22 protein-coding genes are annotated in these 25,444 nt (G+C 43.7%); 2 read left to right on the forward strand and 20 right to left on the reverse strand.

Annotation, left to right across the window (positions count from 1 at the left end; all coding sequences use genetic code 11):
• Positions 1–2: 2 nt before the first annotated feature.
• A complete protein-coding gene (locus tag ACTUJY_RS15545; RefSeq protein ID WP_463617032.1) occupies positions 3–1,352 on the forward strand; it encodes a phenylacetate--CoA ligase family protein in 1,350 nt (449 codons plus the stop codon).
• A 95-nt stretch (positions 1,353–1,447) separates the two neighbouring features.
• Here ACTUJY_RS15545 and ACTUJY_RS15550 read toward each other — a convergent pair whose 3' ends face one another.
• From ACTUJY_RS15550 to ACTUJY_RS15635, 18 genes are all read right to left on the reverse strand, one after another.
• Complete coding sequence (locus tag ACTUJY_RS15550; RefSeq protein ID WP_463617033.1) at positions 1,448–2,527, reverse strand: glycosyltransferase family 4 protein; 1,080 nt, start codon at positions 2,525–2,527, stop codon at positions 1,448–1,450.
• Complete coding sequence (locus tag ACTUJY_RS15555; RefSeq protein ID WP_463617034.1) at positions 2,527–3,174, reverse strand: polysaccharide deacetylase family protein; 648 nt, start codon at positions 3,172–3,174, stop codon at positions 2,527–2,529. Before ACTUJY_RS15555 ends, ACTUJY_RS15550 begins: the two co-directional genes overlap by 1 nt.
• Positions 3,143–4,333 carry a glycosyltransferase family 4 protein gene (locus ACTUJY_RS15560; protein ID WP_463617035.1) on the reverse strand — a complete coding sequence of 397 codons (1,191 nt, stop codon included), beginning with the start codon at positions 4,331–4,333 and terminating at the stop codon, positions 3,143–3,145. Before ACTUJY_RS15560 ends, ACTUJY_RS15555 begins: the two co-directional genes overlap by 32 nt.
• A complete protein-coding gene (locus ACTUJY_RS15565; protein WP_463617036.1) occupies positions 4,330–5,427 on the reverse strand; it encodes a glycosyltransferase in 1,098 nt (365 codons plus the stop codon). The genes ACTUJY_RS15560 and ACTUJY_RS15565 overlap by 4 nt, the downstream gene beginning before the upstream one ends.
• On the reverse strand, positions 5,424–6,524 hold the full coding sequence (locus ACTUJY_RS15570; protein ID WP_463617037.1) for a hypothetical protein: 1,101 nt from the start codon (positions 6,522–6,524) through the stop codon (positions 5,424–5,426). Before ACTUJY_RS15570 ends, ACTUJY_RS15565 begins: the two co-directional genes overlap by 4 nt.
• Positions 6,525–7,691, reverse strand: coding sequence for a glycosyltransferase family 2 protein (locus tag ACTUJY_RS15575; protein WP_463617038.1), 1,167 nt, complete (start codon positions 7,689–7,691; stop codon positions 6,525–6,527).
• A complete protein-coding gene (locus tag ACTUJY_RS15580; protein ID WP_463617039.1) occupies positions 7,688–9,238 on the reverse strand; it encodes an aminoglycoside phosphotransferase family protein in 1,551 nt (516 codons plus the stop codon). The genes ACTUJY_RS15575 and ACTUJY_RS15580 overlap by 4 nt, the downstream gene beginning before the upstream one ends.
• 2 nt (positions 9,239–9,240) lie before the next feature.
• Entirely contained in the window at positions 9,241–10,116 is an 876-nt protein-coding gene (locus ACTUJY_RS15585) for a glycosyltransferase family 2 protein (protein WP_463617040.1), read from the reverse strand.
• 1 nt (position 10,117) lies between these two features.
• Positions 10,118–11,140, reverse strand: coding sequence for a polysaccharide deacetylase family protein (locus ACTUJY_RS15590; protein WP_463617041.1), 1,023 nt, complete (start codon positions 11,138–11,140; stop codon positions 10,118–10,120).
• Positions 11,141–11,143: 3 nt separating this feature from the next.
• On the reverse strand, positions 11,144–12,628 hold the full coding sequence (locus tag ACTUJY_RS15595) for a lipopolysaccharide biosynthesis protein (protein ID WP_463617042.1): 1,485 nt from the start codon (positions 12,626–12,628) through the stop codon (positions 11,144–11,146).
• A 12-nt stretch (positions 12,629–12,640) separates the two neighbouring features.
• Positions 12,641–13,513 carry an XrtA system polysaccharide deacetylase gene (locus tag ACTUJY_RS15600; RefSeq protein ID WP_463617043.1) on the reverse strand — a complete coding sequence of 291 codons (873 nt, stop codon included), beginning with the start codon at positions 13,511–13,513 and terminating at the stop codon, positions 12,641–12,643.
• Positions 13,514–13,704: 191 nt separating this feature from the next.
• Complete coding sequence (locus tag ACTUJY_RS15605) at positions 13,705–15,795, reverse strand: xanthine dehydrogenase family protein molybdopterin-binding subunit (protein WP_463617044.1); 2,091 nt, start codon at positions 15,793–15,795, stop codon at positions 13,705–13,707.
• Between the two features lie 29 nt (positions 15,796–15,824).
• Positions 15,825–17,153 carry a hypothetical protein gene (locus ACTUJY_RS15610; protein ID WP_463617045.1) on the reverse strand — a complete coding sequence of 443 codons (1,329 nt, stop codon included), beginning with the start codon at positions 17,151–17,153 and terminating at the stop codon, positions 15,825–15,827.
• 1 nt (position 17,154) lies between these two features.
• Complete coding sequence (locus ACTUJY_RS15615; RefSeq protein ID WP_463617046.1) at positions 17,155–17,979, reverse strand: CpsD/CapB family tyrosine-protein kinase; 825 nt, start codon at positions 17,977–17,979, stop codon at positions 17,155–17,157.
• A complete protein-coding gene (locus ACTUJY_RS15620; protein WP_463617047.1) occupies positions 17,976–19,508 on the reverse strand; it encodes an XrtA system polysaccharide chain length determinant in 1,533 nt (510 codons plus the stop codon). The genes ACTUJY_RS15615 and ACTUJY_RS15620 overlap by 4 nt, the downstream gene beginning before the upstream one ends.
• 12 nt (positions 19,509–19,520) lie before the next feature.
• Entirely contained in the window at positions 19,521–20,138 is a 618-nt protein-coding gene (locus tag ACTUJY_RS15625; RefSeq protein WP_463617048.1) for an XrtA/PEP-CTERM system exopolysaccharide export protein, read from the reverse strand.
• Positions 20,139–20,147: 9 nt separating this feature from the next.
• On the reverse strand, positions 20,148–21,575 hold the full coding sequence (locus ACTUJY_RS15630) for a TIGR03013 family XrtA/PEP-CTERM system glycosyltransferase (RefSeq protein WP_463617049.1): 1,428 nt from the start codon (positions 21,573–21,575) through the stop codon (positions 20,148–20,150).
• A 259-nt stretch (positions 21,576–21,834) separates the two neighbouring features.
• Complete coding sequence (locus ACTUJY_RS15635) at positions 21,835–22,098, reverse strand: acyl carrier protein (RefSeq protein ID WP_463617050.1); 264 nt, start codon at positions 22,096–22,098, stop codon at positions 21,835–21,837.
• Between the two features lie 159 nt (positions 22,099–22,257).
• On the opposite strand from ACTUJY_RS15635, the gene serA reads away from it, so the two are divergent.
• Positions 22,258–23,493 (forward strand): phosphoglycerate dehydrogenase, encoded by a 1,236-nt coding sequence (gene serA, locus ACTUJY_RS15640; RefSeq protein WP_463617051.1) that lies wholly within the window; start codon positions 22,258–22,260, stop codon positions 23,491–23,493.
• A 1-nt stretch (position 23,494) separates the two neighbouring features.
• Here the strand turns inward: serA and ACTUJY_RS15645 are convergent, their stop codons facing one another.
• Both ACTUJY_RS15645 and rpiA read right to left on the reverse strand, forming a co-directional pair.
• On the reverse strand, positions 23,495–24,637 hold the full coding sequence (locus ACTUJY_RS15645; RefSeq protein WP_463617052.1) for a GNAT family N-acetyltransferase: 1,143 nt from the start codon (positions 24,635–24,637) through the stop codon (positions 23,495–23,497).
• Positions 24,638–24,764: 127 nt separating this feature from the next.
• Entirely contained in the window at positions 24,765–25,424 is a 660-nt protein-coding gene (gene rpiA / locus ACTUJY_RS15650; protein ID WP_463617053.1) for a ribose-5-phosphate isomerase RpiA, read from the reverse strand.
• Between the last annotated feature and the right edge of the window lie 20 nt (positions 25,425–25,444).

Below are 25,444 nucleotides of genomic sequence, written 5' to 3' on the forward strand. Positions count from 1 at the left end.
TTATGGATTTTTATCAGGATGTTTTTTTTCGAGCCATGGATAAGTTGCGGGGGCGAAAAACCATAGATCGACTGCAGTTTTTAAGGAAATCCCAACATTGGGATCGCGAGCAGATTGAAGCTTGGCAATTAGCGCGACTCAATGAGTTGTTATTGCAGGCACGTGATCATTCGCCTTTTCATGCACCGCGCTTGTCGCACATTGAATTGCCTTTCACTTCATTAAAGCAACTTGAGCAACTTCCGCTGCTTAAAAAAGACGATATTCGTCAGTATCAGCAACATATTAAATCGACCAACATAGCAGATGATCGCTTTGTTGAAAGTCGTACCGGTGGCTCAACTGGAGAACCGATGTTTTACTATTGGGATAAGCGCGGAATGGATTGGAACCGAGCCAGCGTTTATCGCGCTGCGGAATGGGGAAATACCCGCTTGGGCGAACGCACCGTGCAAATGTCGGGTTCACATTTTGATTATTCACAAAGTCAAAGTTTGCAAAATAAAATCGTGTATTTTCTACAGCGATATCGTGATTATTCCGTTGCCTTTTTAACCGAAGAAATTCTGGAAAAGTATTATCAGCAACTGATGCAATTTAAACCGACCAGTATCTGGGGTTACGCCAGTGGTATCAGCATCTTTGCCAGTTTTATATTGAATCATCACCCAGATGCCGACTTTTCTTTTTTGAAAGCGATCATGACCAGTTCAGAAAAACTATGGCCACAGCAACGTGAAGTGATTAATAAGGCATTTCAAGGAGAAAAAGTTTTTGATCAGTACGGGAGTCGTGAGCTTTATATGGGCTCTGAGTGTTCAGCACATCAGGGCTATCACATACATGCTGAAGTCATCATTGCCGAAATTGTTCGTGCCGATGGCAGTCAATGTGAACCCGGAGAAATGGGTAAAGTTGTGTTAACGGATATCAGTAATCATGCGTTTCCTTTCATTCGGTATGAAATTGGTGATCTTGGTGTGATGGAACATCCTGGCCAATGTGAATGCGGTAGGTACTTACCTCGCTTACGTTCGATTGAAGGGCGTATCGCTGATGTGATCACGCTTTCTGATCGCATTCTAACACCGCCAAACTTTGCTACTCTTTTCAGTGATATTCGAGGCATAAAAGCGTATCAAATTCGGCAGGAATCTATTGATCATATCGATATCTTAATTGTACCCGATGAAAATTATTCAGACTCGTTCAAAGATTATGTAAAGTCCTCTACGGAACAAATGGTCGAGGGTAAAGCGAGGGTTGAAGTACGTGTGGTGAATGATATTGAAGTACCGGAATCGGGCAAGCGGCGTTTTATCGTTTCCAAAGTCAGTAATCACCATTTTTAGCGACAGTAAAATTCGTAAAACCAAATGGTCAATGGGGATTGAGTAACGTTTTTTAGAAAAGACGGTTTTACTCAAACTCAGGGTTTTGCGGTACGCTAATTTTTCAGTTCGGAATACAATTTTAACCACTGTTTTTTAATGAGTTCCCAATTCAATGATTGCAAATACTCGCTGGCACTTTCAATTAAATTGGCGCGTATTGTTTCGTTTTGCACTACCTGTTTCATGAGTTCTGCTAACTGTAAGTGATCATTGATAGGCGCGAGTAAGCAAGTGGGCTTTTCTAATTTCATAAACGGTATGCCACCGGCTTCGGTCGTAATCACAGGTAAGCCGCTAGCAAAGGCTTCAATAATGGAGCCTGGCATATTGTCGACATTGGACGTATTGAGCAATATATTGGCGCGAGCGAAATACTCGGCCACTTGATCATTGGCAACATTTCCGGTGAGTGTGACTCCGTTTACGTTGAGTTTATTGATCAGCGATTCGATATCATTGCGCTCTGGACCATCGCCTAAAATTAATAGTTCAGCGTTCGGATAGGTTCTTTGAAATTCCGAAAAGGCACGCACCGCACATTGAACATTGTAGACGGGTGTTAAGTTTCTCACCGAAAGAACAACCGGTTTATCGAAACTGCGCTTTTGAGATTGAAAGCGTTCGACATTGGCGTGATTAGCGATAATATCAACGGCGAAACCAAAATTTTCAAAAACCTGTGCCAAATATTTGGAAGGCACAACAAAACGATCGCATTGACGCATACTCCAGGTCAGCAGTCGGCGCCGGTTTTCAAAAAAAGCCTGTGCGCCTCCTCCATGATAATGGAGTATTATGGGTTTTCGGTAAATTTTGGCAAATACCATTGGCGGCAGTGTAAATAAATAAAAGTTTAATCCGGAGGCACTGAATACGTGGATCACATCACACCGAAATAAGAACAGGCACTGCAGCAGAAAAAGTGTAAATCGGTAAAATGTTTTAACCAATGGAATCTTTAATAATCCATTTAAAAAACGAATGTTTGGATTAGTGACCACTCGAATGACGTTAACGTTTTCTTCAGACATTCGATTAGCAAAGTCTTCTGCCAGTACCGTCATTCCTGCAGCGGGTGGAGGGTATTCGGAAACGAGTCCCAATACCAGTGAGCGTTGCTCATCTTGTGGCATTATAAAGTTCCAATAGAGATTTTTTGCTTTTGATAATTCGATAATACATCGTTCAAAAGGGTTGCTGTTTTATCGTAGTCATCATGAAACAAAAGAATTTCGCCAGCTTGCAGCTTTTTCGGATCTACCGTTTTTAATACGGTCGTCACATCATCGTATGAGTCTCGGCTATCCAAGGACCACATCACCACTTTTACTCGAAACAACAAGGCGCAGATCAATACCGATAAAGTCAGATCACCGTAGGGCGGGCGATAGAGATCGATTTTGATTCGGTACTGCTGTTCGAGTCGACGCATAAATTTAAAATCTTTGTATAACTCACCAAGGGAGAGTCGCTTTACGCTTTTGTGATCAAAGGAATGATATCCGATACTGTGTCCTTCATTTTTTGCCTGTTCGACAACGTGAGGGTAGTTTTCCATTTCTTTTCCGACCCAAAAAAAGTGTGCTTTCTGCTGAAAGGCTTTAAGCGTGTTCAAAATCTTTACGCTGTTTTTTGGGTGAGGACCGTCATCGAAGGTGAGGTACACACCATTTGCGTTACCTTTTCGAATGACGATTGGTTTCAGCAACCCGTACAATAGTTTTCGCACTCGATCTTTCACTAATCCGCTACTCCACAGCCTCAACAATTTTTCGGGCATTATCGTGCCAGGTGTGTTCACTCATTAACTTGGTATAGGCATTTTCTGCCAACTGGTGCCGATAGTTTTCATCTCCTATCAATTTCAATAGTTGCGCTTCCAGTTGCTGCATGTCCAGCACATCAAATATAAGTGCAGTCTGATCGTGTTGTAAAACATCGGTTATGGGCATTAGTTTCGGTGCGACAATTGGTATTTTCAATCCCATAAACTCAAACATTACCACCGGCGAACCAAATTCATTGGAATGTGTGATGACCGCAATATCGAGCATTGATAAGTAATTTTGCACTTCAGCTCTTGGCACCGCTCCTGTTAATACAACCTTGTCTTCCAGTTGTAGTTCAGCTGCTCGATGCCGGAAAGCATTCAGAACTGCACCATCGCCTATTAGCAGTAGTCTCAAAGCATCGTCTTGTTGCTGCAGTTTGTTAAACACTTCAAGAAGCAAGTCCAAACGATCCCAATGATCAAACCAACCCGCAAATCCGATGACTTTTTTGCCCTTTAAGCCCAGTTTTTCTTTCAATGGGCCACTTGAGCGTTGACCGCTGAATTTTTCCGGATCGATGGCGTTTGGAGTGACCAATACCCGTTCGTCTGGAAAACCGCGTTCACAAATCATCGACTTTAAATACGATGAAACCGTGTGAATATGAAAACAGCGTTTAAATAGAAAGCTCTCAAAGCGATCACATAGCCACTTAAAACTTTGCTTGCGTGCGCGATCTTTAATACCGCTGACTTCGTTCGCTTCCAATATCAATGGAATACCGTATTTCTTTGCCTTAATCGCACCCGCTATCAAATAAAACGCGTAGCGTTCGTAAATTAAATCGTATTTTTCCGAAGCTAACGCTTTTTCAAGAGCGCGAGCGGCAACCACATTGTAAAAAATTTCGGCGCATTCAAACAAAAAGTTGGGTAAATGCTTACTGATAAATTTCCATAAGGATTCGACACCGCGCGTTTCTACCTTAGCTTTATCAACCGGCGCATCGCCAGCTTGTGCAAGTGGATCCACACCAGCAGGAGACAAAACTGTCACCGAATGGCCCAGCTTTTCTAATTCCCGCACTATACTGGTGATGTGTACGCCTTCAGCACCTCGTCCTTGTGTTCGGTGGTGATAAAGAATTTTTAATGGTCGTTGGCTCACAGAAGTTTCGCCTCGTAAAGTTGTCTGTATTTACGGTTAACAATGGATTGATGGAATTGATTTAGAAACAGTTGATAACCGGCTTCGCCCATTTCTGAAATGGCTTTGGGTGTCTGGCAAAAATATCGCATGGCATTGACTAGGCTGTCTGTTGTTTGATCGATGATCATTCCAGTTTCATTATTAATTACGGTTTCCGGTATTCCACCCACATTGGTGCCAATTACCGGTAACTTTAAACTCATGGCTTCAAGGATCGCAATTGAAATTCCTTCGTATTGCGAAGTGACAACAAACACATCCATCGTTTTAAGAATTTCGGCAACATTGTCAGAAAAACCGATAAAACTGACGTTTTCATTGATACCCAGTTGTTTTGCTTGCGCTTCAAGATTGGATCGCTCAGGTCCATCGCCCACCAGCGTGAGGTGTATGTTTTCTTGGTTTTTAAGTTGCGCGACACCGTCGATTAGTAAGCGGTAATTTTTTATTTTAGCGAGACGGCCTACGGCAACAAACTGAATTGGCTGGCTTTCTTTATGTTGATGGAGCTCAACCTGCCCATCAAGACCGGCGATACCGTTATGAATGGTCATGACTTTCTCTTTGGGATAACCCATTTGATTGATCAAGTCGTTACGAATGGCATTAGACACGCAAATATAAGCATCAACATAACGTGCCATGCGTCGTTCCAAAAAGTTGCGTAAGCGTTTTTTTATTTGGGGAATAAATCGTGGAGCGTAGTCAATGTAAGGGCCGTGAATCGTATGTAAACATTGTTGTACTCGACAACGTTTTACAGCCATTGTTGCTTCCAGGTAAACGCTCCAATTATGAATATGAACAATATCGACATTTTCTTCGGAAATGAGATCAACGAGTTTTCCGATTACCGAGAGATCATTATTTTCACCGGCATGCAAACAGACGATGTTGATTCGTGGATCCGCTTCTTTGACAAGTTCGCCGGTACGTTTGGTTAAGCAAATGGTAATTTTGTAATCATTGACCATGGAATTGGCTAGGTTGAGCAATACCTTTTCAGCACCACCAAATTCCAGCGACTCTATGACGTGTAATAGATGCTTCATGGTTGTTTGATCAATTGCTTGATGGTTTCATACATTTGCCAGGTGTTCACGTATTTTAAATGATATCCGGGTTGATTCAGGTAGCGTTCGCTGAGGTCTTGCCACAGCTGTTCGAATCCTCCTTGCTCGAAAAACATTTTAATATTTTTGGGTTGCAAACCATGGGTGTGTAGTTTTATAAAAATATGCTCTTCAGCACCTTGTACATGAACATTCGCGGCTTCCCATAAGGCGAGGCGTTGAGCACTTGGTGGCGCATCACCAGAGAGTTCTCCACTTTCAATTTTGGGGATCACGCCCAGTTTTCGATTTTTCCAGTTCAGCATCAGCGGCCCTTGGATCATCAATAACTGATCTTTAAACCATTGCCCAACTTTGGCCCTTTCTCCGGTATCGTGCGATTTAGCGCAACCGGTTTCTTTTGCCCAATAAATGGAATTTACGGTTTGCGTTTGTGTGTCACTCGGTGCGGAAGGCATGGTCATATCGTAGACACAACCGGTATCCAACAAAACTTCAATCTCGTTGTTCACTCCGCACCAACGCCCATCAGGACGAGAATTATCCAGTGCCCAGTTACCATGAATAAAACCGTAGACCAACTCATCGGCCTCATTAGTGCGCAACAGTTGGTGTTTATTCGACATGAGCTGTTTAAAGTCATTCAGTGTTTGCCGCAAGTTTTCTGCAGTATCGTCATCGTGATGTAAATGAATATCGACGTCACCAAAGCCGCGGTCACAGGTTTTCTTGAGTTCTGAAATGATGTATTCGTCGTATTCTTCGATGGGGTAAAAGTAGGAGTGCTGTGGGTGATTGCCATCGGAGTCACGGTATTTTACTGCAATCGCTTCATAATTTTTGATCCAGCTGTCGACCAAACCTCGAGCGGTTTGTTGCGGTACCCCTTGAAAATAAGGTTCATAATGATCGGCAATGGCAAAGTAAATATACTTTTTCGGTGCCTTATTTTTTCGTTCGCTATGAGATTTTATGTAGGGTAAAATCCACAAATGCATATTACGTGATTTTAAAATCAGATAAAGTGCCAGCGCTGAGAAAACTGTTAATAAAAATACAATTGCCAGATATATCATTTATCGTTCAGCCTTTTTCCATTGAACCTGGTTGGTGTTTTCCAGGTAGCGTAAAAACCCTAAAAAGAGTGCAAAATTCATCACGGTAAAATACATGGGTACATAAATCAAAGTGGGTAACGATTGAGTGCGTCGTTTCCATCCATATAGGGCAACAGCGTAAAAAGCAATTTGCGCCAGCAGCAAACCGCCAACCAAAGGATCTTGCCATAACATCATGGAGCAAATAAAAATAATGATTAAAAAGTGCGGTGCAAGCCAACGTAATAACTTGTGACTGATGAAAGCAAAAGCAAACCAATGCGTAGGCGGAAACAAATAGCTTGATTCGAATCGTGTGGTTTGATATCCACCAAACGTCATACGAATTTTCACATTAATATCGTCCATTAAGTCGATTGACGCTGGTTCAGTGGATTTGGCATTTTCTTCGTATATGACCCGCCGACCGCTTTTAACAATGTCAAATGTGATGGCCGCATCATCATTAACTTTGTGAGCGGGAATGGGGTTAAAGCACTCACGTCGTACTGCTAAAATTTCGCCTTCGGCTGCGGTGATGGAACCAAGTTGGCTTTCTAACCGTTTGATTGCGGCTTCGTAGCGCCAGTATAAACCGTCACCGGCTGCTGCTTCACGATCGCTACTATCGTAAATATGTTTGGCACCGGTTACAGCGCCTATCTCGTCGTCCTCAAAATGGCGTATCAGTTGTTTAATAGCGTCTTCACTAAAGTCATTATTGGCATCGGAAAAAACAAGAATATCTCCCGTTGAATGTTCTACCGCACGATTCAATGCAGCGGATTTTCCTCCCCTTTTCGGGTCGTGGAGACCAATAACGCGATCAGAATATCCTTTGACGATTTCAGCGGTGCTGTCGTCGGAACCGTCAGAAACAACAATGATTTCTAATTGATCGCGTGGATAATCCAGTTGGAATGTATTCGACAGCTTTTGTTCGATCACTTTTTCTTCGTTGTAAGCCGCAATAATAAAGCTGACTTTTGGCACATTATTGAGTTCATCAACCTTAGAAACTTTTAACTCGTGTTCGTCTATTTTGTTGTAGGTCAGTACTTTTAATAACAGGGGATAACCAAAATAGTTGTAAAGAAAAAGTACCGCACTTGCCCATAACAGAAAGTAAAGCAAAGATTCAATCATGATTGTGTTCCTTTAACCGACTCAATGGTGAGCATCACTTTTTGTAAACTGAGTTTAAATGAGTTTAATGAGGAAGCTTTTTGGGAGTTGACGTGAAACCGTTCACCAAAGTGATGTAAGAAAAATAGTATCAATAATAGAGTTTGTTGTTGTTCGTTAATACCGAATTTTTGACAGTAAAATTTTATACGTTGGCTATCTTGCTCGGAAAGATCTCCATCAAGGAGCTGACAAAAAGCTTGTCCAAATTGGCAGTGCTGCTTGGTTTCGTTGTTGTAATTGACGAGATAAAACACATCGAGTAGAGGAAATCCTTGCAGTTGAGACAGTTCCCAATCAATAATTGATGCAATTTGGTACTGTTCATTCAGCAAAAAATTTTCTAACTTTGCATCACCATGAAATGTGACCGATGGCAACGATAACCTTTCAAGCTGAGCATTAATAAACGCTTCCACTTGTTGGATTTGAGCTTCGTAACCAGGTGTGCGTTGATTTAAAGTGGTTACCCAACGTTGTATGTATTGTTTTTGCTGTTCAATATCGAACGTATTGTTATACGTTGACTCGGCGAGTTGCATGAGCGCTTCAAAAGCATTGTCAGTCATTGACTCAATTGCATGGTGAGGCACGTCGACTGTGAGTCCGATGCCTTGCTGCATGATAAAGGTATTAAATCCATGAAGTAAGCAGTGTTTTACCTCACCATTCACTAAATTTTTGTTATTCTCGTGATCAAGCAAAGTTTTAATCGTATGCATCTCGTTATGGCGCTGTTCTACCGCAGCTTGACTAAAAGCGAGTACTGCAACATAGCGCCGTACTGGAATAGCGGCATCAGCAAAACTGAAAATCAGCTTACCAAACTTATAGAAAACACCTGTCCATTGAATGTCTTGTTGAAGCTCGAGTTGATCAGCGACTTCGGACTTTAAAATGTCAATAAGATTTGGCGAAGCGTTTTGGGATTGCACCATCCAAATGTGAGTATTGTTAAAACATCGACAGAGCGTTGAATTAAAAAGTAACTTTCGGACTTTTTCTTTCGCTAAAAAGGTGTTTTTATTGGTAAAGTAATGTTGGTGTGCAAAAGAGTCGTGAATGTTATTTTGATAACAGGTTGATGGTAACCAATTAATGATTGCATCAGGAAAAATTTGTTTCATTTGTTGTAGGCGATTAAAGCGAAAGCAGTTCAATGCTACCGATAGAGGGTGTTTTCGAAAATTTGTTAACCGATAGATGTTCGCTTCCAAACATATGAGCGCACGTTTGTCTTTTAAGTGCTGGTGATAAACGATTTGTAAAAGCGAATCGTTTGCGGTATGCGAATAGTCTTGAATAATGGCTGCGTCAAATTGTTGTGTTTCTAAACTCTCAATGTCAGGATTGACAACCACTTTTGAAGCCAGTTGTCGTAAGAAAATGAGAGTGGACTCATCGAAGGTGCCCAACATTAGCAGTTCACCAAAAACAGCATCCCCAAGCATCAACCACCAGGGTAAAGGAGAGCTTTTGGCGACAAACCCTTGTGCAGTATCATTCATAGTTATTTAATAAAAGACTTTAAGTAGTAGTAAAACATGGGGATTCTGGCGTTATAACTGATAGCGTGTTGCAGTTGTTGGCGCGCTTTATGTGAGTGTTTTTTCCAGAGTAACGATTTAGCGTACTCAAAATGAATATTTGACAAGGCTTTCGCTGAATCAAAGCCCGCATTTTGGCAGGCAACATTATTTGCTTTAACGAAACGGCTGAGCACGCGTATGTTGTTTTCAAAACTGTCACCGTCGGAACTCAGGCCGTCTTCACTAACGTAAATCGTTGCTAACACTTGATGCAAATAGCCAATAGGAAAGAGCAGCGCAATACGAAAATAAAGATCCAAGTCTTCAGCAGACTTCAGTGATTCGTCGAACAACCCTACTTGATCGAGAACCGATTTTTTAATCATGACGGTAGGTAAGCCAAAATAGGGATCTTCGAGCACTTCTTTCAGACCATAAATGGCACTTTCGTTGTGAGGGATCACTTGAAACTTTTCTTTTAACACGCCATCTTTGTTAATTCTAGCGTCGGTAAAACAAAGGCCAATTTCCGGGTGTTGATTAAAAAACTTCAGTTGTTGTTTGGTTTTTTCGGGTTTCCAAACGTCGTCAGAATCGGCGAAAGCAACAAACTCACCTTGTGCCTCTTGAATGCCGCGATTACGGGCTTGAGATGCACCACCATTTTTCTGATAAATGTATCGTACTTTGTCATTAAATTTTTCAATCACCTGTTGAGTGTTGTCGGTGGAGCCATCATCCACCACGATGACTTCCAGATTTTGATACGATTGATCGAATATGGCATTCAGTGATTTTTCCAGGCAGTATGCCCGGTTATAGGTGGGTAAAATAACGGTTACCAAAGGCTTTTCCATATTAATGTTCTCCAAACAACTGAGGAAAGCACATTAAGGCTTTAAAATGACTGTTGTCGATATAATACTCGACGTGTAGTCGCTTCAAAGTAAAATGCTCTTTTAATGGTAAAGCATTCACGCCCGATAGATAAGAAAAACCAATTTGGTAGCCCAGTTCTTTTGCGATATCGATTGTAGTCTGGTTAAAGGCATTTTCGTTACCATCAGGGTAAGATACCGACACCACCGGATGTTTTAACTGCTGTTCCATAATCGCTTTTGAGTGCTCCAACTCGAACCGTTGTTCATGATCGTCTTGCTGAGTCAGAATAGGGTGAGTGACTGTATGAGAGCCGAAGTCGATCACTGAAGCATCCATTTCTCGCACTTGTTCCCAGTTGAGCATTTTGCTTTGGCGATTATTTAATTGACTGATGAGATCGGCATGTTGAGTAAACAAGTGATTTAATGCGATTTGACGATCGGAATTGCTGATGGCTTTAAAATCGGAGAGTACACGTGCGATGGCTGCTTCACGGTTTTCTCCATTAAGTCGATAGTTTTTATTCAAAGGTTTAATGACGAGCTCGTCGCCTGGAAATCGACGAACCAACGCCGCCAGTTGATCAAACCATATAGAACCATCACTGGATATAAAATCAGTACTGATGAATATCGTTGCTGGACAATTGTACTTTTTTAAAATCGGAAAGGCCGAATGGTAGTTGTCATCGAATCCATCATCAAAGGTTAACAAAACCGCATTTTTGGGAAGAGGTATCCCGTCATTAATGTAATGTTCGAGCTGGGCCATGCTGATGGGGTTGAAATATCGAGTTAGAAACTTCACTTGAAACTCGAACTGTTGTGTTGAGGCGCTAATAAGTTCGAGATCGTAATCGTAATTTTCCGGATTGATATCGCACACTCGATGATAAGCCAGCACCAATAAATTATTGTGTCCGCTGCCTTTTAGTCGAGTCATCAAACCATCGGGAAGTGTCCAGTCAATTAATTTAGCAAAGGCATCTTTTTTTCTCATGGACTATTCCTTGGCTGTTTTACGCATAATTTTTATACGCCAAAATTGAGCCACTTTTTCGCGTTCACTCGCGTCAAGAAACCAGTTAGATTTAAGTAGCGCAATCAAATAAAACGATACTAATACCGCCTTTAGCGGCATGCTAATATAAAGTGCCAGAGAGCTAATGGGTAACGACATTAAGTAAAGTAAGCAGGCGAACAGTAGGCTGAGTAGCATTCGTTTGTTATCGTAAGTCACAGCAAAATATTGTTGTGACTTTTTATGCATGAGTATAAGTGATATTAAACTGGTTACAATTAATGTAATGCAGGCCCCGTAAATACCCATAACAGGGATCAAGGAAAGATTGCCAACGGTACTCACTATCGCTGACACTACGCCAATATAGAAAAAGTATTTGGTTTTTTTTGCGTAAAGGATTCCCGTCTGAATGGGGTAGTTCATGATTTTTAATATGGAAGCAATCATGATGATAGGTACAATGACACTGGCCGGCCAAAACTCTTTTGCAGAAATTAACTTCAGCAAATCATCGATAAATAAACTGATCCCAAGCGCTACAAACACCGTGGTATAACATAAATATTTTACGATATCACTTTGGATTGCGGCAGCATTGTCATTTTTCATAATGGAAAAACGAAATGAGCCGTAAGAGCGACTGAATGGTTCGCCGATCAACTGTTCGATAATCATGCTGAATTTCATTGCCAGCATATAGATACCAACGGTACCCAAAGCATCGAGGTAATTTAAACTGAACTTATCGACATTAGAAGCGATAAGCGAGGTGATGGTGCCCAGTAAAAAGGGTAAACTGTATTTCAGAATTACGGTAAGCTTGTGATAGTGAAAGGCCAATTGACACCGAGAAAGCGTAAACACGGTCAGAATCAACCAACCGATTAATACAGCAATGAAATTGCCAAGTAAAATTCCGAGTACGCCCTGATTAGCGAAAATCACTAAGTAAATATTCAACGCAACTTGAATTAAAAGTTTCGCAATTGCAATGTATACAAAAAATAATGAGCGCTCTATAGCGCGAACATAGGCCAAACAAATTTGTGACGACAGCTCAAAAACGAGTGTACCGAGTATGATTAAAACGCCGTTGCTGTAGTCTTCTGATGAAAATACCAGTACCGAAAGCTCTTGATACCAGATGCCAACCAGTGATACGCCAACCAAACTCAGTACGAGAGCGGCGATGTAATTGGTGGAAATCACAGCATTACGATTTTTATCATCGTCGTAATCAAAGTAAAAGCGCAACGTCGCATGGGCCAACCCAATAGAAAGGAAGCCTGAAATTACCGCACTCACACTGTAAAACAGTTCCAGTGCGCCATATTCGCTGGGTGTTAAGTAATTGGTGTAAACCGGTAGCAGTAAAAACGCACCAATGCGGTTGATCACGTTACCAATCGCATAAATGTAGGAATGTTTGAAAAAACGGCCGATTTCTTTTTTCTGTTCTGCCACGCTAAAACCTGATTATGCTTTTGCTGGTGAAAGTAATTGCATGTCGGTTAATACCTGTTGCATGCTGGTCCAGGAAAAATCTTGAGTGAGTTGCCGTAATCGCTGCTCGCATTTTTCCAGATTGTTGTAATGTCGGAACTTTGAAAAGCGACTGATGCCGTTGATACGGGGTTGTTGCGGATCGACTTCCCAAGGATGAATATAAAACACGAAAGACCGATTATTATTATTGAGTTGGCGCAAAGCCCAGCGCGTAAACGGATAAGGAAACAAACGAAAATAACCGCCACCAGCAATCGGTAAGGTGAGTCCTGCTTTTTTGAGCGTTGAGATTGGAAACTCCACCAGTTTTGCACCGGAAGGTGTCGTTAATAGGTGGGGCTCGGGGTTGATATCCGGAATGCCGTAGTTGTCATGGCGCATCGGAAAAATACTGGAGTCGTATTGGTATCCAGCTTCGGCAAGAATGTCCAGTGCCCAAAGTGATTTTTCGGTAATGGAGTAAGTTGCAGCGCGATAACCTAAAATCGGCTGTTGCACCAGATCTTCGAGCAACGCTTTGGAATCGAATGTTTCTTTACGAAACACTTCAATTTCCTGTTTATAAATCAATTTGTGGGACATACCGTGTGAGGCAACTTCATGCCCTCGCATTGCGATTTCTTTCACCAGTTGTGGATATCGCTGGGCAATCCATCCGAGTACGAAAAACGTTCCCTTTTGCTGGCGTTCATCAAGCATGTCGAGGATGAGATGCGTGTTCTTTTCTACACGACAATCGTAAGTATCCCAGTGGTTGGAGTCGACGGCTTTGCTCATGGCCTCTACTTGAAAGTAGTCTTCAACATCGACCGTAAAAGCGTTGCGGATTGAGTGTTTTGGCACCAGCGAAAATCCTTTTCAGTTGTGATTGCAATTGGTTCGATGCAATCCGATAAGGTTTTGACAAGGGCGGCTATTTTACGATTATTGGGCGTCAATTACTACGCCCAAGCTTTAGGGTTTAGCCAAAAGTAAAACCATTATCGAGGTTATACTCCCAATTTTCGAATGTTAAGTTACGGTAGGGTAACCTTCTAAAACTCAATTTCGAATGGAAGCTTGTGTGCTCGCTTTCCGGTTGCTTGGAAAAGAGCATTGGCCAACGCCGGAGCCAGTGGCGGTACGGCTATTTCTCCCACGCCGCCAGGAGCATGTTGGTTGCGCATCAATTTCACGTGAATGTGCGGTGTATCGGCGATAGTCGGAATAGGGTAATCGTGAAAATTCGACTGTTTCACCCGACCTTGCTCAATATTGATTGCTGTGCGGGTTGCGCTCAGTGCGTACAAAATACCGCCTTCCATTTGCGCGTGAACCGCATTGGGATTAATCACTAGTCCACAGTCGGTTACACAGTAGATATCACTGATTTTAATACCATCATTGCTTTTAACCAGTTTGACCACTTGCCCGCAATAACTGCCAAACCCCTGGTTGAGGGCAATACCGAAAAACGTATCGGGCGAACTCGTGATATTCGAAAACTCGACCAGGGTTTCAAACAGCTGTTGCAGTCGCGGATCAGACTTCAAACGTTGACGTCGAAAATTGATGGGGTCTTGTCCGATATGATGTGCCAGATGATCAATAAAGGATTCAATGACAAACGCATTATGAGCGGGACCAATGGCACGCCAAGAGCCGACGGGTACGCCAGTTTTTTCCACGTGATAATCGATGTGTAGACCTTCCAGTTGGTAAGCTATATTGCTCGCTCCTCCGGTTGAGCGGCCGTGAGAGGGGCCGACGACTCGATGTTGCCAGTGCTCGATCCGTGCTTCACTGGTGTTGTCCGACAAATGGGCGGCAATTTTGTGCAAGGTATAAGGGCGATAGTAGTCGTGTTGAATGTCTTCACTGCGTGACCAAATCAACTGAATTGGAAAGCCACTTTGCTGCGCGATTTGTACCGCCTGTTGAACAAAATCACTTTGCAATCGACGACCAAAGCCACCGCCCATATTGGTGGTATGAAGTCGAATGTCGCTGCCAAACATTTTTGCCATCACTTTTTTAACGCCCGATTCGAGCAATTCGCGCGCGATGCTTATCGCTCCAGCTGGATTCTGAGTAGGCGTCCAGATATCACAACCGTTATCGTCAATTTTAACGGTGCAGTTCATTGGCTCCATCGTGACATGGGCCTGTGAAAAGATTTCAAATTCGGCGCTCAGTGTTGGTGCACTAGAAGGGGCTGCTTTTCCTTTTTCTATTTCTGGAGAGCCTGGTTGTTGCAACAATTGTTGGTAGGAGCGGCGGATGATGGCATCGCTTTTGGGTGACGGTACGTCGTGCCATTCGATATTCAATTGTTTTAAGGCCCGCTCCGCTCGCCAGTAACTGTTAGCCACTACGGCAACGGCATTTTTTAACTCAACGATGGCTAGCACGCCTTTGGTTTGTAAAACATTATTTTCCGTTACCGACTTCAACTTGGCGCCAAATTGAGGTGCTTGAGCGATGGCGGCGTATTTTAAGTTCGGAATTCGTTGGTCGATGCCGTAATGGATGTTTCCAGTCACAATGGCTGGGTCATCCCTATTTTTAAAAGAAGTGCCGACTTTTTTTAGCGCCTGATTTTGTTTTAATACCGGATTTTGCGGAGGTGTTTGCAATTGAGCCAGACGGCTTAGTGTACCGTAGTCTTGGCTTTGTTGATTGTCGGTACGGATCACTTTACCCGCTTGAGTGATACAGAGAGAGTCTTTAATTGACCAGCTGCTTGCCGCCGCAGCGATCAACATCGCACGCGCCGAAGCGCAAACTTGACGTAACGGTAACCACATTTCAATCATGCTGGCGCTTCCTGCCGTGGTCATGTTACCGAGCGCTTCATCATAATCGACGGATAACACTTCAATTGCATCCCATTCGATATCCAATTCATCGGCAACAATGGCGCACAATGATGTGCGAATACCTTGGCCCATTTCCATTTTTGGTAGGGTTAATAGCGCAAGCCCTTGAGCGGTTATTGTAAGCCAGGCGTTGGCGACAAAACTTTCGGAGTCGGAGCTTGACGAACAGCCACTTAACGGAATACCTAAAGTTAATACTCCGCCGGTGGTCGCACCGAGACGTATAAATTGGCGTCGATTAAGCGGGAGCGAATTGTTATGGTTCATTTGGGCTCCTGAAAAGGGTCGATTAAAGGTTAGAAACGGCCTCTGGGAGAGTAACTGAAGCCGATGGCAATGGAACTTGAGTCTGCACCGTAAAACGCCGATGTTGTGCCGTCACTTGAAGCCTGCCGTTGGCTTAACTCAACAAAAAAAGCGACATCGGAATTAAATGATTGGCTGTAATGTATTTCAGTAAGCGTCACTTCGTTTTCTGTCACTGGAGCCAGCGGATTGTCGAAATTATTTTTGGTGTAGGTCACATTCATCGATAAGGTCGCACGGTTATTGGCACGAAACAAACGACTGATGGGGTAACTGCCCGAAAGCGTTAGCCCGCGTTGACGCTCTCTTTCGTTCATTACCGTACTTTCGGTATGGGTTCGAAACATACGTGTGGTGATGTTAAAGCCATCGTTCGTGTAAATGTAGGACAATGAGGCTTCGTCCACTTTTTGCGCGTTAATAAAGTTATTGCTTTCGCTGTCAATGACGGCTTCACCGCCAGAAAAGTCAACGTCAATCTCGGAATCAAAACCGGTACGAGCGTAAAAGCGCAGCGATTGGGTAAAGTTCATTTGCCGGTTTATAGTAAGGCTTGCCAGTTCGGTATCGAGCTCATTTTTAAGATCGTCTTGAATAACCGATTGCCCAAGTTCCACTTGAACACGTGTGGCACGGCCGCTCACGACCCACCGTAAAAATACATCGTATTGTTGGTAATCAATGCCGCGACTGGATTCGTATTCTACATTTTGCTGGCTTCCGACCAGATAAAAGGTTTGGCTGGAATTTAATTGCCTCTGGTAGTCCAAACTGAGTTGTTCAGTGTGCCGTGAACCGTCGAACGTATCGGTGCCAGTGCTGATGTTGTTATTGCGAGTTTTGGTATAGTTGCCAGTAATATTAACGCGTTCAACCGAGCTCAACCGAAAAAAGTAAGCGGGTATCGCAGCAATGGTATTGGTTTCGCGAAGATTGCCAACCGACTGAGTGGAAAATCGGTTTTGTGGCGATTGGGTTAACGTATCGACCAGTCGAAAAGTAAAGTTACTGGTTGTAGGGTGGTAATTGAGACTGCCGCTGAATTCTTTTTGCTTTTGATCGTCGGTGGTTTCGTCAGAAAATCGCTCGTGATTAAATGTGCCGGTAAAGTTGGCATCCCAATTTATATTACTGCTGTTGCGTAAACTAAAGGAAAAACCGGTCGCATACGTATTGCCAGCACGAGGCGTTGCGCTTTGATTGATGTTATCGCTGCGGCGAACATTACTGTTAATGGTGTACTCGTACTCTGCACACCATCCTGTAATCGAAGTGACGGTGGTTAGCAGCAAACAAATCCTTGTTAAATTGATTTTCATATTAAAACTCGTTCAACACCACACCCGCCAGTTTTTGTTCGCCAACCGCCAACGCTGCGTACTTGATTTCTTCCTCGCTGCACTTGCCGTAGGGAACAACCAATATGATTTTGTCGCAAAGATCGGCCAGTATTCGAGTATCGGCCGATTGCGTGATACTGGGTGCATCGATAATCGGAAAACGCTCTGGGTAACGGTGCAAAATATTCGACATTAGACGTTTCATTTTACCGGACGTAAAGTACTCTGCTGCATTGACCCGGCGTTTACCCGATGGTAACAGGCGCACACGTGGAATCGGTGTTTTATAGAGTATTTCTTCGTCACTGTATTGCTCACTTTCTAGATAGTCAATGACACCGATATCGGAATCCACATCGAGGAATTCCTGCAATTGAGGATTGTTGATATTAGCATCGATTAACAGCGAAGTTTTTCCTTCATCTAAAGCAAAAGTCGCTGCCAGATTGACCGCTACTTGGCTGCTGCCGCCCCCGGGCACAACAGATGTGATTAACGTGGTGAAATTTTCTTTTTCCGATTGAGCGAGAAGTTTGGTGCGCAGGTTTCGATACGTATTGAGCAGTACGGTGTCTCGCATATTTGCATGGATAATCCCTTTAGCATTCAACTCTTGTTGACTGAATACTTTACCTTGCGCCATTTTCGAAATCATCTTTCGCGCGGACGCCAAATTAGCCGGATCTTTACTGCGTGCAATGGTGGACTGCTTCTCTTCGGCGACTTCTTTGGCAACGGCTTCTCTTACTTTTTCTTCATCGGCTTCTTCACCGACAACGCGCATTGCTTTTTCAATAATACTCATAGGTTACCTCGGATGCGCAAGTAAATTTGAAAACCGTACAAGGTCCAAACAGACAGTACCACCAGCGTCATTACAGTAGCCTTTAAAGCGATGGCTTTGCGTTGTGCTGGTGTACTGGCAGGATAAACCGCAGCTAATACGTTTAATTTTAGCTTATCCGTGAAGAAGTGCTTGTCGCGAACTTTTTGGTCAAGCAAGCTTAAGCCAAAAGCAACGCCCACCGGGATCGCGAATGATAAAACCAATCCAGCGAGGATGATGTGGGTAAAAGAAATACCTTTTGGCGTTATTGGAAAGGTCGCATCTTCTTGAACTTTAACCGTTAACCCCTGGTTTTCAATGTCGATGTTCATTGAAATACGTGCATTTTCCCGTTGGGACAACAGTTGCTGATACATGGTGCGATTGACCTGGTTATCGCGAGTGAGTTCGGCCAGTTCTGCTTCTACCGCGTTAATACGGTTTTTGGTTTCGCGTTCGCGCTCCATTAGTGTTTCAATTTGTTGTTTGCGCGAGGTGAGTGATGATAATTCCGTTTGTGAACGTAAAATCTGACGCCGTAATTCTTGAGCGATAGGACCATCTCGTAACTCGGTTGTTCCGGGGAGTGTTCCTTTTTTGCGAGCCTCTACTTCTTTACGAATTTGCTCCTCAAGCGCGGCGATTTGACTTTTCAGTTGAACAATATCTGGGTAGTCGTCCATGTAGGTCAGGCGCAAATCTGCTAGCCGGCTTTCGAGCTCGCCAATGCGCGAGCTCAGTTGACTTTCTCGAGCAATACTGGACGCATTTTGTGTTCCGCTTTCTCCAGCTAATTGACGTTCACGCGCTTGCAGTTTCGAACGTTCTTCGTAGATTTGCATTTCTACGCCTTCCAGTTGACGTTTTAATTGCAATAGTCGCTCGTCTGCAGCAGTATCCGCACCGGGTGTTGCATCAATATTTTTGGCTCGAAATCGTTTAATGGCTTCTTCCGCTTCAATCAATTTGCGATGGTACTCTTCAACTTGACGGTTGATAAATTCGAACGCCTGACGGCTTTCTTCGCGTTTGGCTCGAAGTGACTCTTCAATAAAGATATCCATCATTAATTTGGTGGTATCGTAGGCTCGCTTGGGGTTTTCATCACGGTAATTAATGGTGATCAAATTGCCACGACTTCCTCGAATTTCGGTGCGATTGCGAATCGACTCTTTCTTTTTATCTTTTTCTACTTCTGTCGGTTCAGAGTCGAACCATTGGGAATTTTCTAAAATACGGTCCATCGATTTGCGACTGAAAATAATTTCTCGCGCAATTTTGGCGCGATCCACTGCGCTGGCGTTGACCGCCGAGTCGGGCAACAGAGGTTGTAGAATACTTTGTTGTTCGACAAATACTGAACCAGAGGAATCAAACTCTTTTGGCCAAACGAGTGCCAGAGCTAAAAATGCGATGGAAATGATGACGTAGAGCGTTGTTACCAATACTTTGCGTTGCCAACTCTCTCGAAAAAGTCGTTTGATGAGTTCGCCGATGGATAAATTCATAAAACTGCTCGATTAAAAGGTTCGTTCTGGAATAGAAATGATGTCGCCAGGTTCAATCGCGATATTGGTACGCATATCGCCATCGTTTAGAATATCGAACAGCTCGATATCAATCGTTTCCATTTTGCCTTTAATTTTACGGAACAACTTTGTGCTGTTGGCGGCAGCAAACTCATTTAACCCTCCAGCTTCCAGCACAACATCCAATACGGTCATGCCTTGACGAAAGTTAAGAGAACGGGGCGCTCGTACGGCACCGGTAACGCGTACACGTGATAAAAACTCATGACTGCGCAGTTGAACCAAAATGACGGTGACTTGCGGGTCTCGAATGAACCGAGTCAGTCGTTCAGAAACTTCGGTGGAAACTTCCGCTGGCGTTCGACCTCCGGCTAATACTTCTCCGACGAGAGGCACGGTGATCATACCATCGGGGCGAACTGGAACGGTGATGGATAGGTCTGGATGTCGCCAGACGTTTACCGCAACTTGATCGTCAACACCGATATGGTATTGATCCACCAATATACGCGAGTTTTCACTCACTTCCGGGCCGTAACTGACGGTTTCCGGTAAATTATTACAGGCCGCTAAAAATACCAAACACACCAATCCTACTAGTCTTTTCATTGTCTCCCCCTATCGAGCCCCTTTACCCAATATTATCACTTCAACCGTTTGCAACAATACCAACGCATCCATTAAAACCGAGTGATTTTTTATGTAGTACAGATCATATTGTAGCTTATTATAAGCGTCATCGAGACTGGCGCCGTAGGGATATTTGAGTTGTGCCCAACCCGCTAAACCGGGTTTCACACGATGGCGTGTATTAAAGAACGGAATTTTCTGATCCAGCTCGGCAACGAACTCTGGCCGTTCAGGTCGCGGACCAACAATACTCATATCCCCTTTGAATATATTGATAATTTGCGGTAACTCGTCGATTCTCACTTTACGAATGAACTTGCCAATGCGTGTGATGCGGGCGTCATTCTGGCTGGCCCATTGAGCTCCGTTGGACTCTGCATTCACTATCATGCTGCGAAACTTGAGCAGTTTGAAAACTTTGCCATTTAAACCGACACGTTCTTGACTGTAAAATATTGGCCCTTTAAAACCACTTTCGATGTATATGCATAATGCGGTCAATAAAAGAATGGGAAACATAATGATTAAAATGACCGCACTAAAAACAAAATCGAATAACCGACGACAAAATGCGTCAAAGCTACCCTGTTGACTGCTCTCTGAAAAAATCATCCAGCTCGGATTGAGCATATCAAGACGAACCATTCCTTGCTCACGTTCCCAGAAAGAGACTAAGTCGATAACATTCACTTTTAACAGTTTGCAGTCGAGCAGTGCATTCATAGGCATTCGATTGCGGCGGTCACTAATGGCGACAACCACTTCATCAATATCGTAAGCCAGACAGTAGTCGGCCAGGTTATCGCCCGGTTTCACCAGAAAGCGTTCATCAATAACCGCTTCTTCACCGGGAACCTCAACAAAGCCGTGGATCACATAACTTCGACGGGAGGGCGCCAGTGCTTTAATAGAGTTGCCCGAGCCCAATAAATTTTTGACTTGTTCACTGGCCCCGAGCACCAGAATTTTTCGTCTGAGTAATCGGCCGTCCACGGTGTGATGGAAGATAAGCCGTGTAATGACCAGACCAACAAAGGCACTCAAGAATGAGTACGCCAGTAAACCGCGACCGAGCAGTAATTCTGGCACCAGGTAATAAAGCACAAAGAGCGAAAGCCCACCAAGCAGTAGACTGATAAACACACGTACGACGATCGAAGGAAAATAATGATCACCCTGTGGGCCTGGTGTTTGGTATTGGCCCATGGCAACCAGTGAAAACATGATTAAAACGGCAAATGTGAAGGCTCGCCAGGCGAAATTGCTGAGTTCCTGATCATCGGGCTGCCAAACGAGTTCACCGAAACGTAAGTATTCACCCGCATAAACGGCCATAAATAATACGGCGAATTCAAATGCCATCAGCAATAAGAAAGGCGTTCTGAAGTGATGATTAAAAATTTTTATCGAAGCCATCGTCACCTATCCCTGTAATGGTCGAGCATCCCTGTAAGCGCGAATGAACAGCTTACGGCATAATACTTACCAGGAAAATATATACTTTATGAAGCTGCAATTGATATTGAATGTCGTCGATATTCAACATCGCACATTGAAATGAATATCCCAATCAGAGTTCGCTGTTGGGAAGGCGGAAAATTCTACAGTCAGCGTATACAAGTGTCAATCACGCATCGTGTGATGAAGTTCAAAATTTAGTTTCGAGATATCGGTATTAGTGCGTTGTGGCTTGTGCTTCAACAAAAGTGATGAGACTTCCAACGGTCTCAAACACTTCCGCAGTTAGATCGTCATCATCAACCGTAAAATGAAAGCTTTCTTCCAGTGCGGTTATGATGGATACGATAGCCATGGAATCGAACTCGGGAAAGTTGCCCATCAGCGGTGTCGTGTCCGACAAATCTCGGGTGGACAGGTCTAATGACAAGGTGTCAATCAGGAGCTGTTTCACGCTGGTGGCTAAATCTGACTGCTTCATATCGGGATCTATTACAAAATTTGGCGCGATTTTATCAATATCCGCTCGTCATTGCACATAATTATTTGGTGGTAAATAACCAGCGGTTACCGACAAGTTCTAGAATTATCACGTTATTTTCCTTATGCTATCGGCAACTCTAATCGTGAGAATAATCCCGTGACAGCACAGCAGACTTCATTCGATAAAGACAAAATTAAAATCGTGTTACTGGAAGGCATTCATGCCAGTGCAGAAAAAGTATTTCGAAACGCTGGGTATAATCAGGTGGTGACCGCCAGTAAATCCCTCCCCCTTGGCGAACTTAAAGACGTACTGGCTGATGCGTATTTTCTTGGTATTCGGTCACGTACCCAGATCACACCTCAACTGCTCGATCATGCGCCAAAACTTGCAGCCGTTGGCTGTTTTTGTATTGGAACGAACCAGGTTGATCTGGCGACTACCGAGATCCGGGGTATTCCGGTATTTAACGCGCCTTTTGCTAATACACGAAGTGTAGCCGAGCTGGTTTTGGCAGAAATGATTCTGCTACTGCGAGGTATTCCGCAAAAAAACGCCGGTGCGCATCGTGGCCAATGGTTAAAGTCGGCAGCCAACTCCTATGAAACGCGTGGTAAGACACTGGGAATTGTCGGTTACGGTCACATCGGTACACAAATTGGCATTTTGGCAGAAAATTTGGGTATGAACGTGCAATATTACGATATTGAAAGTAAGTTGGCGTTAGGTAATGCGCAACCGTCTGAGAGTTATGAGCAATTACTCGCAACATCGGACGTGGTTACTTTTCATGTTCCGGAAACGCCTCTAACCAAAAACATGATGAATGAGGAAGCGTTTCAACATTTAAAGTCGGGCGCCATTCTGATTAACGCATCGCGTGGTACGGTCGTGGATATCGATTGTTTGGTTGAAGCATTACGCTCGGAGAAGGTGTCCGGTGCCGCTATTGATGTGTTCCCGGTTGAACCAAAATCCAATCAAGATGAGTTTCTATCGCCACTGCGTGAATTTGATAATGTCATTCTGACACCGCATGTTGGTGGCAGCACCATGGAAGCACAGGCCAATATTGGCATTGAGGTGAGTGAAAAATTGGTGAAATACTCGGATAACGGCTCGACTTTATCGGCGGTTAATATGCCGGAAGTGGCTTTGCCTTCTCACGCCGGTAAACATCGCATTTGCCATATTCATCGTAATACGCCGGGCATCTTAGCCAAAATCAACGACATTTTTTCGTCAATGGACGTCAATATCGCGGCGCAGTTTCTGCAAACCAGTGAGCAGGTGGGGTATGTGGTTACCGATATCGATCAATCGTCGAGTGACAAAGTGTTTGAAGAGCTGAGGCAAATTCCAGGAACCATTCGAACGCGTATCCTTTATTAGTTCACTGCTGGTGATTTCGCTTTAACCTGAGAAGCATTGCAAGCAGGCGGCCCTGAGTGGTGTGGTTGAAACACTTTGCCCACCACAAAGGTACCGGGTGAGCCCCCAATTCTTTTTTGAATGTGTTTTCCGCGCCCATCAGTAAATTGTACTCGGTGTATGCGTTTTGAATAGCGGACTGTATGGCAAAATAATCAGCGACTTTACCCGGTGTGGGCTTCATATTATGTTGGAATCCACTTTGGTATGCGTAAATGACTGAGCGACATTTCAGGTTGTACAAAACCGAAACCGGTTTGTCATTCACTTTTAAAAGTCTCAGTTCTAACATATCGGCGTGGTGCAATAAAGGAAGCACCGTTTGATGAAATTGAAAGAATTTTTTTGATGCGAACAACCCTTTTTCACCCACCGATTGCCACCGACTTTGATGTAACAGAACCAACGTATCAAAAGACGAAAGAATATGGGAGTCTGAAGTAACCAGGCTTTCTTCAATGTGTTCCAGTGACGTGAATTTTCTTAAAGAACGTAACAAATTTTTGCGTTTTTCTGTCGGTAATTGTTGGAGATAATCTTCCCAAGTAGAAGGTAAAGAAACAACCCAGGAAAAGTGATAGCTTCGGTTTCGCGAAAAGATGCCTTGTTTATTCATTAAGGGTTGCAATTGATTGATAAAATGTGAGTCTGGCAGCAGTTTGTTTAATGCGAGCCAGTCCCACTCGGTGTCTTGGCATAATATATTGGCGATAGCCTCCAAACAGCCTGATGCATGATTGGGATCGAGTAAGATGTCTTGATTTTCGCTGGCCACTTCGTCTTTTTCGTCTTCTCCTTGTCCGATAAAACGCAAACATTGCGTGCCGAAAGGGCCATCGCAACGGTACAAAGGCATTAGACCGACCAATTGCTCTCCACAGCGGACCGTAATGATAAACAGTTGCCAGTCTTGCGCATGAAATACCTGCCACCAGGTATGAAGCCACGGCCAGGAAATAAACGCATTGTTTTTGGAACTGCGGTACAGCAGAGATTGCCATTCATGTTCGAGCTGAGCAAACTCTGTTGACGTGGTGATAACTTTGGTGAGGTAATTGTGGGTTGTGTCGGCTGACAGTTCCTCACCGGTGAGTGGAAGTTGCATTCACAAAGAACAACCGTCTTATTTTTAAGTCATTAAAGTTTAGGTGAGAGGTAGCGTTTTGCAACTTTAAGGTGATCGAAATAGGGGGATGCGGCAGGCATCAATCCTGCCGTTATGAGCAAACGATTTAAGCAGTAAGCGTTTTTACGCCATCTTTGGTTGCCAACAACAATACATCAGCACCACGGGCGGCAAACAGGCCATTGGTAACAACACCGACGATTTGATTAATTTTTTGCTCCATCGCAATAGGCTGCAATATATCAAGGTTGTGCACATCGAGGATTTGATTCCCATTGTCGGTGATGAAGCCTTCGCGATAAACAGGATCGCCACCCAGCTTCACCAGCTCTCGAGCGACATGACTGCGTGCCATCGGTAAAACTTCTACTGGAAGCGGAAACCTGCCCAGCTTTTTGACCAGTTTGCTTTCGTCGGCGATGCAGATAAATTTTTCAGCCACAGCAGCAATGATTTTTTCGCGGGTAAGTGCACCACCCCCACCTTTAATCAGCTCCAGTAAATGATTACTCTCATCAGCGCCGTCGATGTATACAGGTAATCGATCAATGGCATTCAATTCGAACACTGGAATGCCGTGTTGCTTCAATCGAGTGGTGGATACTTCCGAACTGGATACCACACCTTTAATAAGATGCTTTTTAGTGGCCAGCGCATCGATGAAAAAATTGACGGTTGAGCCGGTACCGACGCCAACGACTTCATCTTCTTCAATAAATTCGAGCGCTTTTTCGGCAGCCTGTTGTTTCAGTTCGTCTTGAGACATGGGAACAATCCTGAGTGTTT

Source organism: Pleionea sp. WD8-19 (assembly GCF_055326765.1).

Excerpts from the sequence above, each read along its gene's own strand:
- ACTUJY_RS15620 (WP_463617047.1), bottom strand. The coding sequence starts at position 19,508 with ATGAATTTATCCATCGGCGAACTCATCAAACGACTTTTTCGAGAGAGT.
- ACTUJY_RS15610 (WP_463617045.1), bottom strand. The coding sequence starts at position 17,153 with ATGAAAATCAATTTAACAAGGATTTGTTTGCTGCTAACCACCGTCACT.
- ACTUJY_RS15645 (WP_463617052.1), bottom strand. The coding sequence starts at position 24,637 with ATGCAACTTCCACTCACCGGTGAGGAACTGTCAGCCGACACAACCCAC.
- ACTUJY_RS15545 (WP_463617032.1), top strand. The coding sequence starts at position 3 with ATGGATTTTTATCAGGATGTTTTTTTTCGAGCCATGGATAAGTTGCGG.
- ACTUJY_RS15555 (WP_463617034.1), bottom strand. The coding sequence starts at position 3,174 with ATGCCCGAAAAATTGTTGAGGCTGTGGAGTAGCGGATTAGTGAAAGAT.
- ACTUJY_RS15550 (WP_463617033.1), bottom strand. The coding sequence starts at position 2,527 with ATGCCACAAGATGAGCAACGCTCACTGGTATTGGGACTCGTTTCCGAA.
- ACTUJY_RS15605 (WP_463617044.1), bottom strand. The coding sequence starts at position 15,795 with ATGAACCATAACAATTCGCTCCCGCTTAATCGACGCCAATTTATACGT.
- ACTUJY_RS15570 (WP_463617037.1), bottom strand. The coding sequence starts at position 6,524 with ATGATATATCTGGCAATTGTATTTTTATTAACAGTTTTCTCAGCGCTG.
- ACTUJY_RS15635 (WP_463617050.1), bottom strand. The coding sequence starts at position 22,098 with ATGAAGCAGTCAGATTTAGCCACCAGCGTGAAACAGCTCCTGATTGAC.
- ACTUJY_RS15590 (WP_463617041.1), bottom strand. The coding sequence starts at position 11,140 with ATGAGAAAAAAAGATGCCTTTGCTAAATTAATTGACTGGACACTTCCC.
- ACTUJY_RS15625 (WP_463617048.1), bottom strand. The coding sequence starts at position 20,138 with ATGAAAAGACTAGTAGGATTGGTGTGTTTGGTATTTTTAGCGGCCTGT.
- rpiA (WP_463617053.1), bottom strand. The coding sequence starts at position 25,424 with ATGTCTCAAGACGAACTGAAACAACAGGCTGCCGAAAAAGCGCTCGAA.
- ACTUJY_RS15580 (WP_463617039.1), bottom strand. The coding sequence starts at position 9,238 with ATGAATGATACTGCACAAGGGTTTGTCGCCAAAAGCTCTCCTTTACCC.
- ACTUJY_RS15575 (WP_463617038.1), bottom strand. The coding sequence starts at position 7,691 with ATGATTGAATCTTTGCTTTACTTTCTGTTATGGGCAAGTGCGGTACTT.
- ACTUJY_RS15615 (WP_463617046.1), bottom strand. The coding sequence starts at position 17,979 with ATGAGTATTATTGAAAAAGCAATGCGCGTTGTCGGTGAAGAAGCCGAT.
- ACTUJY_RS15565 (WP_463617036.1), bottom strand. The coding sequence starts at position 5,427 with ATGAAGCATCTATTACACGTCATAGAGTCGCTGGAATTTGGTGGTGCT.
- ACTUJY_RS15585 (WP_463617040.1), bottom strand. The coding sequence starts at position 10,116 with ATGGAAAAGCCTTTGGTAACCGTTATTTTACCCACCTATAACCGGGCA.
- ACTUJY_RS15630 (WP_463617049.1), bottom strand. The coding sequence starts at position 21,575 with ATGGCTTCGATAAAAATTTTTAATCATCACTTCAGAACGCCTTTCTTA.